The organism is Citrobacter sp. RHBSTW-00986 (assembly GCF_013783065.1).
Taxonomy (GTDB): Bacteria; Pseudomonadota; Gammaproteobacteria; order Enterobacterales; family Enterobacteriaceae; genus Citrobacter; species Citrobacter braakii.
On the sequence record NZ_CP056200.1, the window covers coordinates 180,996 to 195,531 of the forward strand.

Genomic DNA, 14,536 nt, shown 5'->3' on the forward strand with positions numbered 1-14,536 from the left:
CGGATAAGCATTGTGCCATCCGGCTTTTTTGTATGTTGTTAGCGCAGCTGTAATTTTGTCAGACAGGTCTGGCTGTTTTCCATCGTCTTGATGGGATACTCTGCCGTTTTACCGTTGTAACTTACCGCGATTGTGCCTGCCATATTGCGCGGTAGCCATACCCCGACGAAGCCATTTCGACCACTCTTCATCACTTTTTGTACCATCACCTCACCCTTGTTATCCGTCACTTTGACATTGAATGCCTTCTCCGGCATTTCGCCCTGGCAGCCAGAAAGGCTGTGGTTGAAGCAAGGATGTGTTTGCCATTCATAGGGGGCAAATGACAGATAGAACTTGTCACCGAGCGGTAGGGTATAAATCTGATCGCCCGAAGAGAGCTTCAGTTCGGTACTGGTGATAGATGCTGAGTACGGCAGCGGGCGGTTCTGTGGCGACTGGTCAATGGTCTCGACGATTTGCTCGACGGATTTACCGCTGAGCCCGTGTTCCGCCAGAAAAGCAGCTTCCGGAGTTGCTGCGAACGCGCTACCGGTTGTGAGCAAACCTAAAACCAGCAGCAGTGAGGATTTCGACATAACTTCAATTCCTTGTGAATGTTGTGGAATACAGACTGGCTCACTATAAAGCTTGCCCTTAGGGAAAGGTCAAAGGGAGGACGGGTAAAGTAATGCAAAGAAGCGTTTGGGCGGGGAGTCTTGCGAAGTACAGATAAAAAAAATCCCCGCCGTTTGGCAGGGATTCAGAATTTTGAGCTTTTTAAGCTTACAGGCTGGTTACGTTGCCAGCTGCCGGGCCTTTAGCGCCGCTTTCGATGGTGAAGGAAACTTTCTGACCTTCGTCCAGAGATTTGTAGCCATCGTTCTGGATAGCAGAGAAGTGTACGAACACGTCTTTAGAGCCATCGTCAGGAGTGATGAAGCCGAAACCTTTGTCAGCGTTGAACCATTTTACGATACCAGTCATTTTACCGGACATAGTGTATTACCTTTTAAAAAATAAGTGTGCCTTTCGGCGATATGGCGTGCTTTACAGATTTTTTAACAGTAAAGGAAATGCTCACTACGAAGGGTATCAACGATAACTCTTGAAGGGACTTGCCTTACTAACTGCTGTAATGGTCTGTACGTCAAACCGTTGAGGGCATTAACTCATTTTACGCATGTGGATGCAACTACTATTTTCTTTTTTGTGGATAACCCCCTTAAGGGAACGGCCCTTTTACAGGACCGTTCATAAGTAAAATTGAAAAATAGTTCAATCCATCAGTTGCTTACTTAATCTTGGGTCTGCCTGAATCAGGCGCATTAACTTCAATTCGGTATTGGAAGGCTTTACGCGTTTAGACTCCCATTCATGAACCGTCGCGACCGTCACGCCCATCACTCGGGCAAAATCATCTGTTTTTAAACCTGTCCCTCGTCGTAGCTGTTCAAATTCGGTGAAAGGGTTGGTTTTTTGCGTCAGAGTAACCGTCTGCGATACATCTTTAAAAACAATCTGCTCCAGACTGCTCAGCAGTTCAAACATAGGATCTTTGTATTCCATTGAGAACTCCTACAAATCACACAGCGGGATCGTGAATTTCATCGAAGCTCATTAAGAGTAGTCGGAAAAAATGAAGCCGGATTTTAGGTTTGCGTGATGGATTCGTTTCAGCGGATCGGGGTCGACAATCTTTTGCAGGCTAACGAACTGATAAAGGTCGTGATCTGCGAACGATCGATCCCGATTGTAAAGATGACTAAAATATGACGTTGTGTGGTAAATGGCGCATTGTTTAGCAAAACGGTGGGTGGCGGGAGCGGTTATTTTCCCCCACAAGATTACGCGGAAAGGGTATCTTGCGGGGCTGACCTGGACTATCCTTGTCAACGTCAGGCACGCGGGTGTCGTTGTGCGCATTTTTGGGTGAAAGGAGTATTAAAATGGCGACAGGTAAGTCCTGCTCTCGCTGGTTTGCGCCTGTTTTGGCGCTCTTAATGGTAGTTGGCCTGAGTGGGTGTTTTGATAAAGAAGGCGATCAACGCAAAGCGTTTATCGATTTTCTGCAGAATACTGCAATGCGTAGCGGAGAGCGTTTACCAACGCTGACCGCCGATCAGAAAAAACAGTTTGGCCCGTTTGTGTCCGATTACGCGATTCTGTATGGCTATTCGCAGCAGGTTAATCAGGCAATGGACTCCGGTCTGCGCCCGGTGGTTGATAGCGTAAATGCGATTCGTGTTCCTCAGGATTATGTGACTCAGCGTGAACCGCTGCGTCAGGCAAATGGTGCGTTGGGCGTATTAGGGCAACAGTTGCAGAATGCGAAACTGCAGGCAGATGCTGCGCATGGCGCGCTGAAGCAGGGCGAGGATCTGAAGCCGGTCTTTGACCAGGTCTACAATAAAGTCGTCACTGTACCTTCAGAGGCGCTACAGCCGCTGATCCCTGCCGCGCAAATCTTCACGCAGCAGTTAGTACAGGTCGGTGATTTTGTGGCACAGCAGGATACGCAGGTGAGCTTTGTCGCTAACGGTATCCAGTTCCCAACTTCACAGCAGGCAAGTCAGTACAACACGCTGATTGGCCCGTTGGCCTCTCAGCATCAGGCATTTAATCAGGCCTGGACTGCTGCGGTGAATGCCGCTCAGTAATGAAGGCGCTGTAATACATAAAAGGCCGGGTAAGCGTAAGCGCTACCCGGCCTTTTGTTTATGGCGCGACCTGCGGGTTCACGCAATTCTTCTCAACGCGTCCTTGCAGCGCATCGATTAAGTTATCCACCGCACAGGCCGCCATGTTATAGCGCGTTTCATGCGTCGCTGAACCTATGTGCGGCACGGCTACCACGTTTGGCAGCGCCAATAACGGTGAGTCTGCTGGTAATGGCTCCTGCTCAAACACATCCAGGCCTGCGGCATGAATTTCCCCGCTTTGCAGGGCGGCAATCAGCGCTTTTTCATCGACCACTGGCCCACGCCCGGCGTTAATGAAAATGGCGGAGGACTTCATTTTGGCAAACTGTTCGGTACTAAACAGATGATGCGTTTCTGCGGTTAACGGCAGGATCAGGCAGACAAAATCGGACTCCTGCAACAGCGTATCGAGGTCGCAGTAACGCGCGTTGAAGCGTTCTTCCGCCTCCTGGTGATGACGGCGCGCGTTATAAAGAATCGGCATGCTAAAACCAAAATGCGCGCGTTGCGCCAGCGCCAGACCAATACGGCCCATGCCGACAATCCCCAGCGTTTTGTGGTGTACATCCGTACCAAACCAGTCCGGCCCGATACTTTTGGTCCATTCGCCAATTTTCACCCGTTCAGCAACTTCTACCACGCGGCGAGCGGTGCTTAACACCAGCGCCATTACCGTATCGGCGACAGTTTCCGTCAGCACGGTTGGCGTGTGCATCAACAGCACCTTGCGCGCGTTGAGGGCATCGACGTCGAAGTTGTCATAGCCTACGGAAATCGTGGATGTCGCACGTAGCCTGGGCATTCTCTCCAGTAGGGCGGTATTGACGGCTTCACTGGAACCCAGCAGACCTTCCGCGTTGGCAAAAGCCTCGGCGTGCTGTGCGACCGTTTCCGGGCGCAGGTTAGGCACATGAGTCACAGTAAAATGCTCTTCCAGGCGATGCAGTAAATCGTCAGGTAACGCTTTATAGAGAATAATGGACGGCTTCATGCGAATCTCCGTAAGTTAAAATTTAAGCGTGGCGTGCGCCAATAGGTAATTGCTGATTATTAGCAGGCTTAACAATTAAAGTTAGCCATACTGAGACAAAAAGCGCTACCCCCATAAAAATGTACGAGGCGGATGGGCTGCCGGTTGCGCCATTGAGGTAGCCGACAAACCATGAACCAAAGAATGAGCCTAGCGCGCCCATGCTGTTAATCAGCGCCATTGCACCCCCGGCGACGTTGCGCGGCAGCATTTCCGGGATGATGGCGAAGAAGGGGCCATATGGGGCGTACATTGCCGCACCCGCAATAACTAACAGCGTGTAAGAAATCCAGAAGTGGTCTGCACCCACGGCCCAGGAGCCGATAAAAGCGAAAGCGGCTATCAATAACAGCGGCCAGACAAACAGTTTACGGTTTTGCAGCTTATCGGAGGCCCAGGAGACGAGGATCATCGCCGCCGTCGCCGCCAGATAAGGTACGGATGACAGCCAGCCAACCTCTACCATGCCCAGATTTGCGCCGCCGTTGCGGATAATCGACGGTAGCCACAGGACAAAACCATAGACGCCAATACTCCAGGCGAAATACTGCATGCACAGCAGGATGACGTTACGTGAGCGGAAGGCCTCGCTATAGTTACGCACGGCTTTGATGCCTTGCTGCTCTTTTTCCAGTTGCGCCTGAAGGGCGGCTTTTTCAGATTCTGACAGCCAGCCGACCTGAGACGGTTTGTCTTTTACCAATACCCACCAGCAGAACGCCCAGATGATGGCCGGGAAGCCCTCGATGATAAACATTTCCCGCCAGCCCAGCGCCTGGATCAGATAACCGGAAACCACAGACATCCACAGGACGGTAACCGGGTTACCGAGGATCAGGAAAGTGTTAGCGCGCGAGCGCTCGGATTTCGTAAACCAGTTGCTGATATAAATCAGCATTGCGGGCATCACCGCGGCTTCAACGACGCCAAGAATAAAGCGGATGGCGGCAAGCATTGGAATATTGCTGACCATACCGGTTAACGACGCGCATGCGCCCCAGAGGATCAGACAGACAAAAATCAGTTTTCGTACGCTGCGCCGTTCTGCGTAAATCGCGCCTGGGATCTGAAAGAAGAAATAGCCGAGGAAAAACAGAGCGCCCAGCAGGGAAGAGATCCCTTTGGTAATGCCGAGGTCCTCGTTGATACCGGCGGCGGAAGCGAAGCTGAAGTTCGCACGGTCAAGGTACGCCAGGCTATACGTGATAAACACGATTGGCATAATGTACCACCAGCGTTTTGCTGCATTAGTTGAGCTATTCATAGACTGCCCTCTGGTTATGCTGATACGCCGCCTCTGTATGTAGGGTACAGAGACAGAGTTGGCCGGGAGTTTATTCCCCTAATTGTTCACGTGTGGGTAATCCTTCGCTGTCGCCCTGAACCTGAATGGCCAGTGCGCCGATTTTATTGCCGCGGGTCACCGCCTGATGCAGCGAACGGCCTTCCAGCAGGGCGCTGATAACGCCCACGGCAAAGCCATCGCCTGCGCCGACCGTATCGACCACGTTGTCGACTTTTACCGGTGCAACGCAACCTTGTTCACCGCTGGCTGTTTTGTACCAGGCACCATCAGCCCCGGTTTTGATGATCACGGCCTTCACTCCGTGACGCAGATAAAAGTCGGCGATGGCTTCAGGCGTCTGTTGGCCGGTTAAAATCATCCCCTCTTTTAATCCAGGTAAAACCCAGTCAGCCTGGAATGCCAGCCGGTTCAGTTTTTCCACCATTTCGGCTTCGCTTTTCCACAGCACCGGACGCAAATTTGGGTCGAACGAGATGGTCTTCCCTTGGGCTTTCAGCGTGCGGGCGGTGTGCGCCAGTAGTTCATAGGAGCTGGCAGAAAGCGCAGCCGCCACGCCGCTCAGGTGCAAGTGACGCGCGCTGGCGAAATAGTCCTCGTGATAATCCTCAACGCTGAGGTGGCTGGCGGCGGACCCTTTGCGGAAATACTCCACAATGGGATCGGTTCCATTTTCGACCTTAGATTTAAGCTGAAAGCCGGTAGCGTAACGCCCGTCCTGGGTAACTCCCTGCGCATCTATCCCTTCTTTTTCCAGCGACTTAACGATAAAACGACCAAAACTGTCGTTGCCTACGCGGCTCACCCAGCCGACCTTCAGGCCCAGACGAGCAAGACCGGTCGCCACGTTGAGTTCAGCGCCTGCAACGCGCTTGATAAACTGCTCTACATCCGTCAGCTCGCCGGTTTGCGTGGCGACAAACATCGCCATCGCTTCACCAATAGTGACCGCATCCAGTGAATTTTTCATGTGTTACTCCTTGCGTAACAGCTCGACGTAGTGGCGGGTAACCGCCGTCAAATCCTGCCCTTCCAGGGGGAACTCAATACCGCGTGGAACATCGTTGGGCAGCGTTTTTAACAGCGCCAGCCAGCGTGAATCTGCTTCATCAGGCGGTACGGCACGGTAGCTATTGCGATGCGTAACTGCGGCTTTGACATGGATATATCCGACGGTTGGCGCCAGGTTCTGCGCGGCCTGTTCCGGGGAGTCGCCAACCCACAGCCAGTTGCCCATATCGAAAGTCAGAGATATCGGCAGGTTTTGCGTCTGACAGGCTTCATTGAAACGTTGCATCGGCTGCAGGCGTCCGCAGGCGGTCTGATCGTTTTCCACAACCAGCTCCATACCGCTGTTGTCCAGCCATTCACGTAAATCGTCGAACTGTTCGGTATGGGAAAAATGACCGAGAGAGACTTTTAACCACAGTGCCTGTAGGGCCTGCGCTTCTTCGAGGAGCTGCGGAAGTCGGGGATTCAGGTTCCCATCCTCAAGGAATAACGGTTCAGGCGCTGAATAACAGGCCAGCAGGCCGAAGAGTTCGATTGCAGAGGCCATTGTGGACAGCGTTTTCAGCTCGGCGTCGGTTAATAACTCGCGGCGGATTTCGACGCCGTCAGCACCGGCTTCGGCAATGATGGGCAACATTGCCGTTTGCCCGCCTGCGGCCTGCACCTGGTCGTAGCCGTAGGCGGCGGTAACCACCATAATTTTTCTTTTCATGGAAACTCCAGACTAGCATTCTTGTTATAACGCTAGATGGAACCGGTTCCAAAGAAAAGCTCATGATGTCGAATTTATGATCACCATCACGAAGGAAATTTAACGGGCGGTTGAGCCGCGCACGATCAGCTCGCCGGAGAATACCTGTTCCTGAATGGCAGCAGAGCCGCCATCAATTCGGCGTACAACCTGCTCAACGGCGGTGTAGCCAATCTGCCATGTGGGTTGTTTCAACGTGGTGATACCGACGCCCGCCAGCTCCGCCCATTCCAGTTCGTCAAAACCGAGCAGGCCGATATCGCTGCCCCAGTTAAGGCCAATGCGCTTCAGGGCGCGGGCAACCTGCAGCGTGAGAGCGCCGTTGGCAGAGATAACGGCTTTGCGCATCCCCCGATGCTGCTGGTGAAACTGGCGCAGCGTGTCATCCAGTTGCGTATTGTTCGTTAGCGGGACTTCGGCATTTTGCGCGATAACGCCGGGGTACTGTGCGAGCGTGGCGCGAAAAGCGCTCAGGCGTTCGCGGCGGGTATTCACCATGCCCAGCGGTTCGCTGAGGAACAGGATGGCTTCAAAACCTTGCTCGACCAGATGTTCAGTGGCAACCGTTGCCGCCTGGGTGTTATCCAGCCCGACCATATCACAGGCAAAATCGGGAATTTTACGGTCAATCAGAACCATCGGCAGCGCAGACTGTTGCAGGCGGTTCAGCCCCTCTTCGCGCATTCCAACGGCGTTGACCACAATCCCTTCGACCTGGTAGCTGCGCAGCAGGTCGAGATAATGCAGCTCCTGATCCACTTCGTTGTTGGTGTTACACACCAGCGGGGTAAAGCCCTTATCGCGACAGGCGGCTTCAATACCGCTTAACACGTTGACGGAGTAGGGATTAGTAATATCGGCGATGATCAGACCAATCAGACGGGTACGACCGTGTTTCAGACCTCTTGCCATCAGGCTGGGGCGGTAGTCGAGATCGGCAATGGCTTGTTCAATGCGGGCCAGTAGCGCGTCGGAAAGCAGGTGCTTTTCACCGTTGAGGTAGCGTGAAATGCTGGTCTTGCCGGTTTTTGCGGCTTTCGCCACATCGCTGATGGTTGCCCGTGTTGATTTGCTCATCGCTGATTTCCCTAAATTTGGTGACAACACCTTAACGCGAAAATCAACGATGGCAAGTGCTTCATGCCGGATAAGACGCTGCCATTATCCGGCACAAAACGTTACTGGAGCGGGCTTAAAGTGATCTCTACGCGGCGGTTTTGCGCTTTACCTTCCGCCGTGCTGTTACTGGCGATCGGGTTTGCCGGGCCCATACCCTGAGTGCGGATACGGTTAGCGGCGACGCCTTGAGTGATTAAGGCGCTGGCCACGGAGTCCGCGCGCTGCTGCGACAGACGCATATTCAGATCCTGACTGCCGGTGCTGTCGGTGAAGCCGAGCACGTTGACGGCGGTTTTATTGTACTCTTTCAGTACCATTGCCACGCCGGTCAGGGTGTTGGCACCCGCAGGTTTCAGGTTGCTGCTGTTGCTGTCGAAGGTGACGTTATTTGGCATATTCAGGATGATGTTATCGCCACTGCGCGTCACGCTGACGCCCGTTCCCTGCATTTTGTCGCGCAGTTTTGCTTCCTGTACGTCCATGTAATAGCCGACACCGCCGCCAACGGCCGCGCCAGCCGCCGCACCAATCAGCGCGCCTTTGCCGCGATCTTTCTTCGAAGAAGAGAGTGCGCCAATACCCGCGCCGACCAGAGAGCCAATACCCGCGCCAATGCCGGATTTACCCGCTTCGCGTTCTCCGGTGTAAGGGTTTGTTGTGCAGCCAGAAACCGCCAGGGCGCCGCTCACGATGGCAGCAATAACAAAAACACGTTTCTTCATCTTAATTCCTTAATGACTTTTTCTTCTTTGCCACAGCGACCGTGGCGGTTGATTATGACGTGTGAACATGAAGAAAATTCCAGGGAAGACTCTGAAATTTGTAAGTAACATTGAACGGCATAATAAATAAGCCGTCACATCGCATTCAGGAGCGCCATCTTGGCTAATTCACCCGCACATTACTCGGTGTTAACCGCCGCCCACTGGGGACCTATTCTCGTCGAAACCGATGGCGAGACGGTTTTCTCCTCTCGCGGCGCGCTGCCCACCGCCCATCCCAACTCTTTGCAAACCGTGGTGCGCGACCAGGTACACAGTAAAACGCGGGTACGTTTTCCCATGGTGCGTAAAGGCTTTCTCGCCTCGCCGGAGAATTCGCAGGGGGGGCGCGGGCAGGATGAATTTGTTCGTGTCAGTTGGGACGACGCGCTGAATCTTATCCATACGCAGCATAAACGCATCCGTGACAGCTACGGCCCGGCCTCGATTTTTGCCGGTTCCTACGGCTGGCGTTCCAACGGCGTGTTACACAAAGCCGCAACCCTGCTACAGCGTTATATGGCGCTGGCGGGCGGTTATACCGGGCATCTGGGGGATTACTCGACGGGTGCTGCGCAGGCCATCATGCCGTACGTGGTGGGCGGTAACGAAGTTTACCAGCAGCAGACCAGTTGGCCGGTGGTGCTGGAGAACAGCGAAGTGGTGGTGTTATGGAGCGCCAATCCGCTGAATACCCTGAAAATTGCCTGGAACGCCTCCGACGAGCAGGGCCTCGCTTACTTTGAGGCACTGCGTGGCAGCGGGAAGCGGTTGATCTGTATCGATCCGATGCGATCGGAAAGCGTCGATTTCTTTGGCGAGAAGATGGAATGGATCGCTCCGCATATGGGGACCGACGTGGCGCTGATGCTGGGTATCGCGCATACGCTGGTGGAAAACGGCTGGCACGACGCGGACTTTCTCGCCCGGTGTACGACCGGATATGACCGTTTTGCCGACTATCTGCTGGGCAAATCTGACGATGTTGCAAAAACGGCAGAATGGGCCGCTGAAATTTGTGGTGTTCCGGCGGCGAAAATACGTGAACTTGCGGCGATATTTCACCAAAATACCACCATGCTAATGGCGGGATGGGGTATGCAACGCCAGCAGTATGGCGAGCAGAAACACTGGATGATTGTCACGCTGGCCGCCATGCTCGGGCAAATCGGGACACCTGGCGGCGGCTTTGGGCTGTCGTACCATTTTGCTAACGGCGGCAACCCAACGCGCCGCGCTGCGGTGCTGGCTTCAATGCAGGGCAGCGTTAAAAACGGTACCGACGCGGTAGATAAAATCCCGGTGGCGCGAATTGTTGAAGCGCTGGAGAACCCCGGTGGTTTTTATCAGCACAACGGTATGGACCGCCATTTCCCGGACATCCGTATGCTGTGGTGGGCGGGCGGCGCCAACTTCACCCATCATCAGGACACCAACCGTCTGATTCGCGCCTGGCAAAAACCGGAGCTGGTGGTTATCTCGGAGTGTTTCTGGACAGCCGCAGCGAAGCATGCCGATATCGTGCTGCCGGCGACGACGTCTTTTGAGCGTAATGATTTGACCATGACCGGCGATTACAGCAACCAGCATCTGGTGCCGATGAAGCAGGTTGTATCGCCGCAGGATGAAGCGCGAAATGATTTTGATGTCTTTGCCGAGCTGAGTGAACGCTGGGAGAAGGGCGGGTATGAGCGATTTACCGAAGGCAAAAGCGAGCTGGAATGGCTGGAGACTTTTTACAACATTGCCGGGCAGCGTGGGGCTAGCCAGCAGGTGACGTTGCCGCCATTCACCGAGTTTTGGCAGCGGAATGCGCTGATCGAAATGCCAGAAAACGCCGCCAGCGCGCAGTTTATCCGTTTCGCAGATTTTCGCCGTAACCCACAGGCGCATCCGCTGAAAACGGACAGCGGTAAAATTGAAATCTACTCCGCGAGGATTGCCGGTTACGGTTACGCGGACTGTGCTGGGCATCCGATGTGGCTGGAGCCGGATGAGTGGTTCGGTAACGCCGAGCCGGGCCAGTTACAGCTGCTTTCCGCCCATCCGGCGCACCGTTTGCACAGTCAGCTAAATTACAGCGCGTTGCGCGAACAATATGCGGTAGCGGATCGTGAGCCCGTCACGATTCATCCGCAGGATGCCAAAGCGCGCGGTATTGCGGATGGCGACACGGTCAGGGTGTGGAACCAGCGTGGGCACGTTCTGGCGGGAGCGGTCGTGACGACGGGAATTAAACCCGGTGTCATCTGTATTCATGAGGGCGCCTGGCCTGATTTGGATCTCGCCGCCAACGGTATTTGTAAAAATGGCGCCGTCAACGTGCTGACCAAAGATCTCCCCAGCTCGAAGCTGGGGAATGGCTGTGCGGGCAACACTGCGCTGGCGTGGCTCGAAAAATACAGCGGACCAACGTTGACGCTTACGGCGTTTGATCCGCCTGCCAACCCATAATCCACGTGGGATGGTGAGTCTCTTCCTGCCATGCGCCATCTTCAATGCGAAAACCCAGCGCATGGTAGAAGTTCACCGCTGATTGATTCTTCTGGTAGACCTCGAGGCTGAGTAACGAAAAGCGCTGCTGTACATGCTGCACCAGCGCTTTGCCGATCCCGCTTCTGATGGCGGCAGGCGCGACGAACAGCGCGCCGAGAAAGCGGTCGTCAATGACGCTGGCAAAGCCTTTGAGCACCCCTTCTTCTTCCCATACCCAGGTTTGTGCGGCTGGCAGGTAAACATCCCGCACGATGGATTCACTTTCGCGCCAGTAGCGTTCTTCGATAAACGGATGGGCATGGATCGTGCTTTCCATCCACAGCGCCAGAATCGACGGTAGATCGTCAGCCTTTGATTCACGAATCATGTTGTTCTCTCGGGTAACAGATACAGCTGGTGACATGGTCATTGACCAGGCCGCATGCCTGCATAAAGGAGTAACAGATGGTGGTGCCGACAAACTTAAATCCGCGTTTTTTTAACGCTTTAGACAGAGCATCTGACGCCGGTGTAGAGGTGGGGATATCGCTCAGGTTGGCGGCGCGGGTCACTTGCGGTTGGTTATCAACAAATGACCAGACGAACTCGCTAAACGATTCTCCGTTTTGCGCCATGGTCAGAAAGGCGCGAGCGTTGCCGATAATGGCCTGAATTTTTCCTCGATGGCGAATAATGCCGGCATCCAGTACCAGTCTTTCCACATCTTCTTCGGTCATGGCCGCCACTTTTTCCGGGTCAAAATAGTGGAAGGCGTGGCGATAATTTTCCCGTTTCTTAAGCACGGTAATCCACGATAAACCGGCCTGTTGGCCTTCCAGACAGATCATTTCGAACAGCTTGTTGCCATCTGTTTCGGGGACGCCCCATTCCTTGTCGTGGTAGGCAATGTAAAGTGGGTCCTGGCTGACCCATCCGCAACGCTGCATATTCTTCCTCGCTGTTTTTACTGGCGTAAAAATTTCATTCGGCCCGCCTTGACGCGCCAGCTAAAAAGACAATATTTAATACAGGGCCTGATGGGCCCGATATCCTTCACACAATGACAATAATATCGCCGAATTCGGCTCTTTTCTGGAGTCGCGTTGATGATTATAAGAAACAGTAGTGGTCGCCAAAGGTTAACTCTGGCGAGCGTCGTAGTTTGTGCGCTGTTCATCAATACAGCATATGGCTGGCAACAAGAATATATCGTTGATGCGATGTCAGGGCATACGGCTGAACGTTATACATGGGACAGCGATCACCAACCACGTTATAACGACATCCTGGAAGAACGTATTCGCTCCACTCAAAACGTGGCGGGTCCCGTGGTGAATCTGGCGGATGAAACGCCTATGGATGCGACCAGCGGCATGAGTATGGGCTGGAACTTTCCGCTTTCAAGGCAGGTGATGACCGGTCCGGTGGCCGCGCTGCATTATGACGGTTCGACCACGTCTACTTACAACGAATTTGGCGATAGCGTGACGTCGGTAACGCAGAACGATCCGCTGTGGCATGCCAGCGTCAGCACGTTAGGCTGGCGAGTCAATTCTCAGTTCGGTGATGTGCGACCGTGGGCGCAAATCAGCTATAACCAGCAGTTTGGCGAGAATATCTGGAAAGCGCAGTCGGGCCTCAGTCGCATGACGGCGGCGGGTCAAGACGGTAACTGGCTGGATGTTACCGTTGGCGCAGATATGCTGTTGAACCGGCACATGGCGGCTTACGCGGCGCTTTCGCAGGCGGAAAATAGCGCCAATAACAGCGACTATATGTACACCATGGGAGTGAGTGCTAAATTTTAACGAAAAAAATCATCAGCTAAACATCTCTGTTACATATTAAGATCAACAATCACACGCCCCTCAGCGATAGCGTGTACTAACTCTTACGATAAAATTCAGTAACCCGACTTTTTGTCTCGTCATTCATTCCGCATTCCAGGCATTTCATTCCGTCCTGGCGGCATTTCATGCCGTTTTCTCCTGGCCATAAAAGCGCTTCGGTATGGTTGTTGGCAGAGAATTTCCCATTTTGCTTATGCAGGAAGACTGCCATGAAAACTTCTGATTATCAGCGTACTCGCTGGCTAACACTGATCGGCACGATTATTACCCAATTTGCTTTAGGTTCTGTTTATACCTGGAGCCTGTTTAATGGCGCGCTCTCTTCTAAGCTCGATGCGCCGGTAAGTCAGGTGGCATTTTCCTTTGGCCTGCTGAGCCTCGGGCTGGCGATTTCCTCTTCCGTTGCCGGCAAGCTGCAGGAACGTTTTGGCGTGAAACGCGTCACCATGGCCTCCGGTATTTTACTCGGCGTCGGTTTCTTCTTAACCGCCCATTCCAACAGCCTGATTATGCTGTGGCTGAGCGCTGGTGTGCTGGTTGGTCTGGCGGATGGCGCAGGTTACCTGTTAACGCTTTCCAACTGCGTAAAATGGTTCCCTGAGCGTAAAGGGCTGATTTCCGCCTTTGCCATCGGTTCTTATGGCCTTGGCAGCCTCGGTTTTAAATTTATCGACAGCCAACTGCTGAGCACCGTGGGCTTGGAAAAAACCTTCATGATTTGGGGTGCGATCGTACTGGTGATGATCGTCTTTGGCTCCACGCTGATGAAAGATGCGCCGAATCAGGAAGTGAAAGCGAAGAATGGCGTGGTTGAGAACGACTACACCCTGGCGCAGTCCATGCGCAAACCGCAGTACTGGATGCTGGCAGTCATGTTCCTGACAGCGTGTATGAGCGGTCTGTACGTCATTGGCGTGGCGAAAGATATCGCACAAAGCCTGGCGCATATGGATGTGGCGACGGCGGCGAATGCGGTTACCGTCATTTCTATCGCGAACCTGTCGGGTCGTCTGGTGCTGGGGATTCTGTCCGATAAAATCTCCCGTATTCGCGTGATCACCATTGGTCAGGTCGTTTCGCTGGTCGGTATGGCTGCACTGTTGTTCGCGCCGCTGAATGACGTAACCTTCTTTATGGCAATTGCCTGTGTCGCATTTAACTTTGGCGGCACCATCACCGTATTCCCGTCACTGGTCAGCGAGTTCTTCGGTCTGAATAACCTGGCTAAAAACTACGGTGTTATTTACCTGGGCTTCGGTATCGGTAGCATTTGCGGTTCCATTATCGCCTCGCTGTTTGGCGGGTTCTATGTGACCTTCTGCGTCATCTTTGCGCTGTTAATCATTTCGCTGGCGCTTTCTACCACTATTCGTCAGCCACAACGTAGCGTCTATACCGAGGCGCACGCCTAAATCTATTAGTAACCTGGCGCATATATTTACAAAAATTTATGCGCCATTTTCATTCTCTATAAGCACTTTTGCTCCCTCCTGTGGTCTACTTACCCGCGCCCGTAGATATTTCACCTCTGCTGTTGTCGCATTTTTCCTCTGTC

General features: G+C 53.4%; 15 protein-coding genes. 4 read left to right on the forward strand and 11 right to left on the reverse strand.

Going from position 1 to position 14,536, the window contains the following annotated elements:
* Nucleotides 1-38 precede the first annotated feature (38 nt).
* The 3 genes from cueP to HV345_RS00880 all read right to left on the reverse strand — a co-directional run bounded on the left by cueP (nt 39) and on the right by HV345_RS00880 (nt 1,548).
* Nucleotides 39-578 carry a copper-binding periplasmic metallochaperone CueP gene (gene cueP, locus HV345_RS00870; RefSeq protein WP_181636160.1) on the reverse strand — a complete coding sequence of 180 codons (540 nt, stop codon included), beginning with the start codon at nt 576-578 and terminating at the stop codon, nt 39-41.
* A 187-nt stretch (nt 579-765) separates the two neighbouring features.
* A complete protein-coding gene (gene cspA, locus HV345_RS00875) occupies nt 766-978 on the reverse strand; it encodes an RNA chaperone/antiterminator CspA (protein ID WP_000014594.1) in 213 nt (70 codons plus the stop codon).
* Nucleotides 979-1,257: 279 nt separating this feature from the next.
* Nucleotides 1,258-1,548: an HTH-type transcriptional regulator gene (locus HV345_RS00880; RefSeq protein ID WP_016157726.1), complete on the reverse strand. Its 291-nt coding sequence runs from the start codon at nt 1,546-1,548 to the stop codon at nt 1,258-1,260.
* A 380-nt stretch (nt 1,549-1,928) separates the two neighbouring features.
* On the opposite strand from HV345_RS00880, the gene HV345_RS00885 reads away from it, so the two are divergent.
* Nucleotides 1,929-2,639, forward strand: a complete 711-nt coding sequence (locus tag HV345_RS00885) for a DUF3053 domain-containing protein (RefSeq protein WP_016154915.1) — start codon at nt 1,929-1,931, stop codon at nt 2,637-2,639.
* Between the two features lie 58 nt (nt 2,640-2,697).
* On the opposite strand, the gene ghrB is transcribed toward HV345_RS00885, so the two are convergent.
* The 6 genes from ghrB to HV345_RS00915 all read right to left on the reverse strand — a co-directional run bounded on the left by ghrB (nt 2,698) and on the right by HV345_RS00915 (nt 8,617).
* Complete coding sequence (ghrB, locus tag HV345_RS00890; RefSeq protein WP_016154914.1) at nt 2,698-3,672, reverse strand: glyoxylate/hydroxypyruvate reductase GhrB; 975 nt, start codon at nt 3,670-3,672, stop codon at nt 2,698-2,700.
* Between the two features lie 22 nt (nt 3,673-3,694).
* Nucleotides 3,695-4,975, reverse strand: coding sequence for an MFS transporter (locus HV345_RS00895; protein ID WP_003827389.1), 1,281 nt, complete (start codon nt 4,973-4,975; stop codon nt 3,695-3,697).
* 70 nt (nt 4,976-5,045) lie between these two features.
* Nucleotides 5,046-5,984: a sugar kinase gene (locus tag HV345_RS00900; protein ID WP_046275780.1), complete on the reverse strand. Its 939-nt coding sequence runs from the start codon at nt 5,982-5,984 to the stop codon at nt 5,046-5,048.
* A 3-nt stretch (nt 5,985-5,987) separates the two neighbouring features.
* The gene (locus HV345_RS00905) at nt 5,988-6,737 is read right to left on the reverse strand and encodes a sugar phosphate isomerase/epimerase (protein ID WP_181626808.1); all 750 of its coding nucleotides are present in this window, start codon (nt 6,735-6,737) and stop codon (nt 5,988-5,990) included.
* 99 nt (nt 6,738-6,836) lie between these two features.
* Nucleotides 6,837-7,853 carry a LacI family DNA-binding transcriptional regulator gene (locus tag HV345_RS00910; RefSeq protein WP_181636161.1) on the reverse strand — a complete coding sequence of 339 codons (1,017 nt, stop codon included), beginning with the start codon at nt 7,851-7,853 and terminating at the stop codon, nt 6,837-6,839.
* 101 nt (nt 7,854-7,954) lie between these two features.
* Nucleotides 7,955-8,617 carry an OmpA family lipoprotein gene (locus tag HV345_RS00915; RefSeq protein ID WP_016157720.1) on the reverse strand — a complete coding sequence of 221 codons (663 nt, stop codon included), beginning with the start codon at nt 8,615-8,617 and terminating at the stop codon, nt 7,955-7,957.
* A gap of 159 nt (nt 8,618-8,776) precedes the next feature.
* Here HV345_RS00915 and HV345_RS00920 point away from each other — a divergent pair, with 159 nt between their 5' ends.
* Nucleotides 8,777-11,110 carry a molybdopterin guanine dinucleotide-containing S/N-oxide reductase gene (locus HV345_RS00920; RefSeq protein ID WP_181636162.1) on the forward strand — a complete coding sequence of 778 codons (2,334 nt, stop codon included), beginning with the start codon at nt 8,777-8,779 and terminating at the stop codon, nt 11,108-11,110.
* Here HV345_RS00920 and HV345_RS00925 read toward each other — a convergent pair.
* Nucleotides 11,079-11,519 carry an N-acetyltransferase gene (locus tag HV345_RS00925; protein WP_016157718.1) on the reverse strand — a complete coding sequence of 147 codons (441 nt, stop codon included), beginning with the start codon at nt 11,517-11,519 and terminating at the stop codon, nt 11,079-11,081. The genes HV345_RS00920 and HV345_RS00925 overlap by 32 nt on opposite strands.
* Nucleotides 11,509-12,078: a DNA-3-methyladenine glycosylase I gene (tag, locus tag HV345_RS00930; RefSeq protein WP_181636163.1), complete on the reverse strand. Its 570-nt coding sequence runs from the start codon at nt 12,076-12,078 to the stop codon at nt 11,509-11,511. Before tag ends, HV345_RS00925 begins: the two co-directional genes overlap by 11 nt.
* Nucleotides 12,079-12,237: 159 nt before the next feature.
* Here tag and HV345_RS00935 point away from each other — a divergent pair, with 159 nt between their 5' ends.
* Nucleotides 12,238-12,939 carry an autotransporter outer membrane beta-barrel domain-containing protein gene (locus HV345_RS00935; RefSeq protein ID WP_016157717.1) on the forward strand — a complete coding sequence of 234 codons (702 nt, stop codon included), beginning with the start codon at nt 12,238-12,240 and terminating at the stop codon, nt 12,937-12,939.
* Between the two features lie 251 nt (nt 12,940-13,190).
* Complete coding sequence (locus HV345_RS00940) at nt 13,191-14,393, forward strand: MFS transporter (protein WP_016154906.1); 1,203 nt, start codon at nt 13,191-13,193, stop codon at nt 14,391-14,393.
* The last annotated feature ends 143 nt before the right edge of the window (nt 14,394-14,536 follow it).

Coding starts and splice junctions, on each gene's coding strand:
- HV345_RS00940 (WP_016154906.1), top strand. CDS start 13,191: ATGAAAACTTCTGATTATCAGCGTACTCGCTGGCTAACACTGATCGGC.
- HV345_RS00895 (WP_003827389.1), bottom strand. CDS start 4,975: ATGAATAGCTCAACTAATGCAGCAAAACGCTGGTGGTACATTATGCCA.
- ghrB (WP_016154914.1), bottom strand. CDS start 3,672: ATGAAGCCGTCCATTATTCTCTATAAAGCGTTACCTGACGATTTACTG.
- HV345_RS00880 (WP_016157726.1), bottom strand. CDS start 1,548: ATGGAATACAAAGATCCTATGTTTGAACTGCTGAGCAGTCTGGAGCAG.
- cueP (WP_181636160.1), bottom strand. CDS start 578: ATGTCGAAATCCTCACTGCTGCTGGTTTTAGGTTTGCTCACAACCGGT.
- HV345_RS00910 (WP_181636161.1), bottom strand. CDS start 7,853: ATGAGCAAATCAACACGGGCAACCATCAGCGATGTGGCGAAAGCCGCA.
- HV345_RS00900 (WP_046275780.1), bottom strand. CDS start 5,984: ATGAAAAATTCACTGGATGCGGTCACTATTGGTGAAGCGATGGCGATG.
- HV345_RS00905 (WP_181626808.1), bottom strand. CDS start 6,737: ATGAAAAGAAAAATTATGGTGGTTACCGCCGCCTACGGCTACGACCAG.
- HV345_RS00925 (WP_016157718.1), bottom strand. CDS start 11,519: ATGATTCGTGAATCAAAGGCTGACGATCTACCGTCGATTCTGGCGCTG.
- cspA (WP_000014594.1), bottom strand. CDS start 978: ATGTCCGGTAAAATGACTGGTATCGTAAAATGGTTCAACGCTGACAAA.
- HV345_RS00935 (WP_016157717.1), top strand. CDS start 12,238: ATGATTATAAGAAACAGTAGTGGTCGCCAAAGGTTAACTCTGGCGAGC.
- tag (WP_181636163.1), bottom strand. CDS start 12,078: ATGCAGCGTTGCGGATGGGTCAGCCAGGACCCACTTTACATTGCCTAC.
- HV345_RS00915 (WP_016157720.1), bottom strand. CDS start 8,617: ATGAAGAAACGTGTTTTTGTTATTGCTGCCATCGTGAGCGGCGCCCTG.
- HV345_RS00885 (WP_016154915.1), top strand. CDS start 1,929: ATGGCGACAGGTAAGTCCTGCTCTCGCTGGTTTGCGCCTGTTTTGGCG.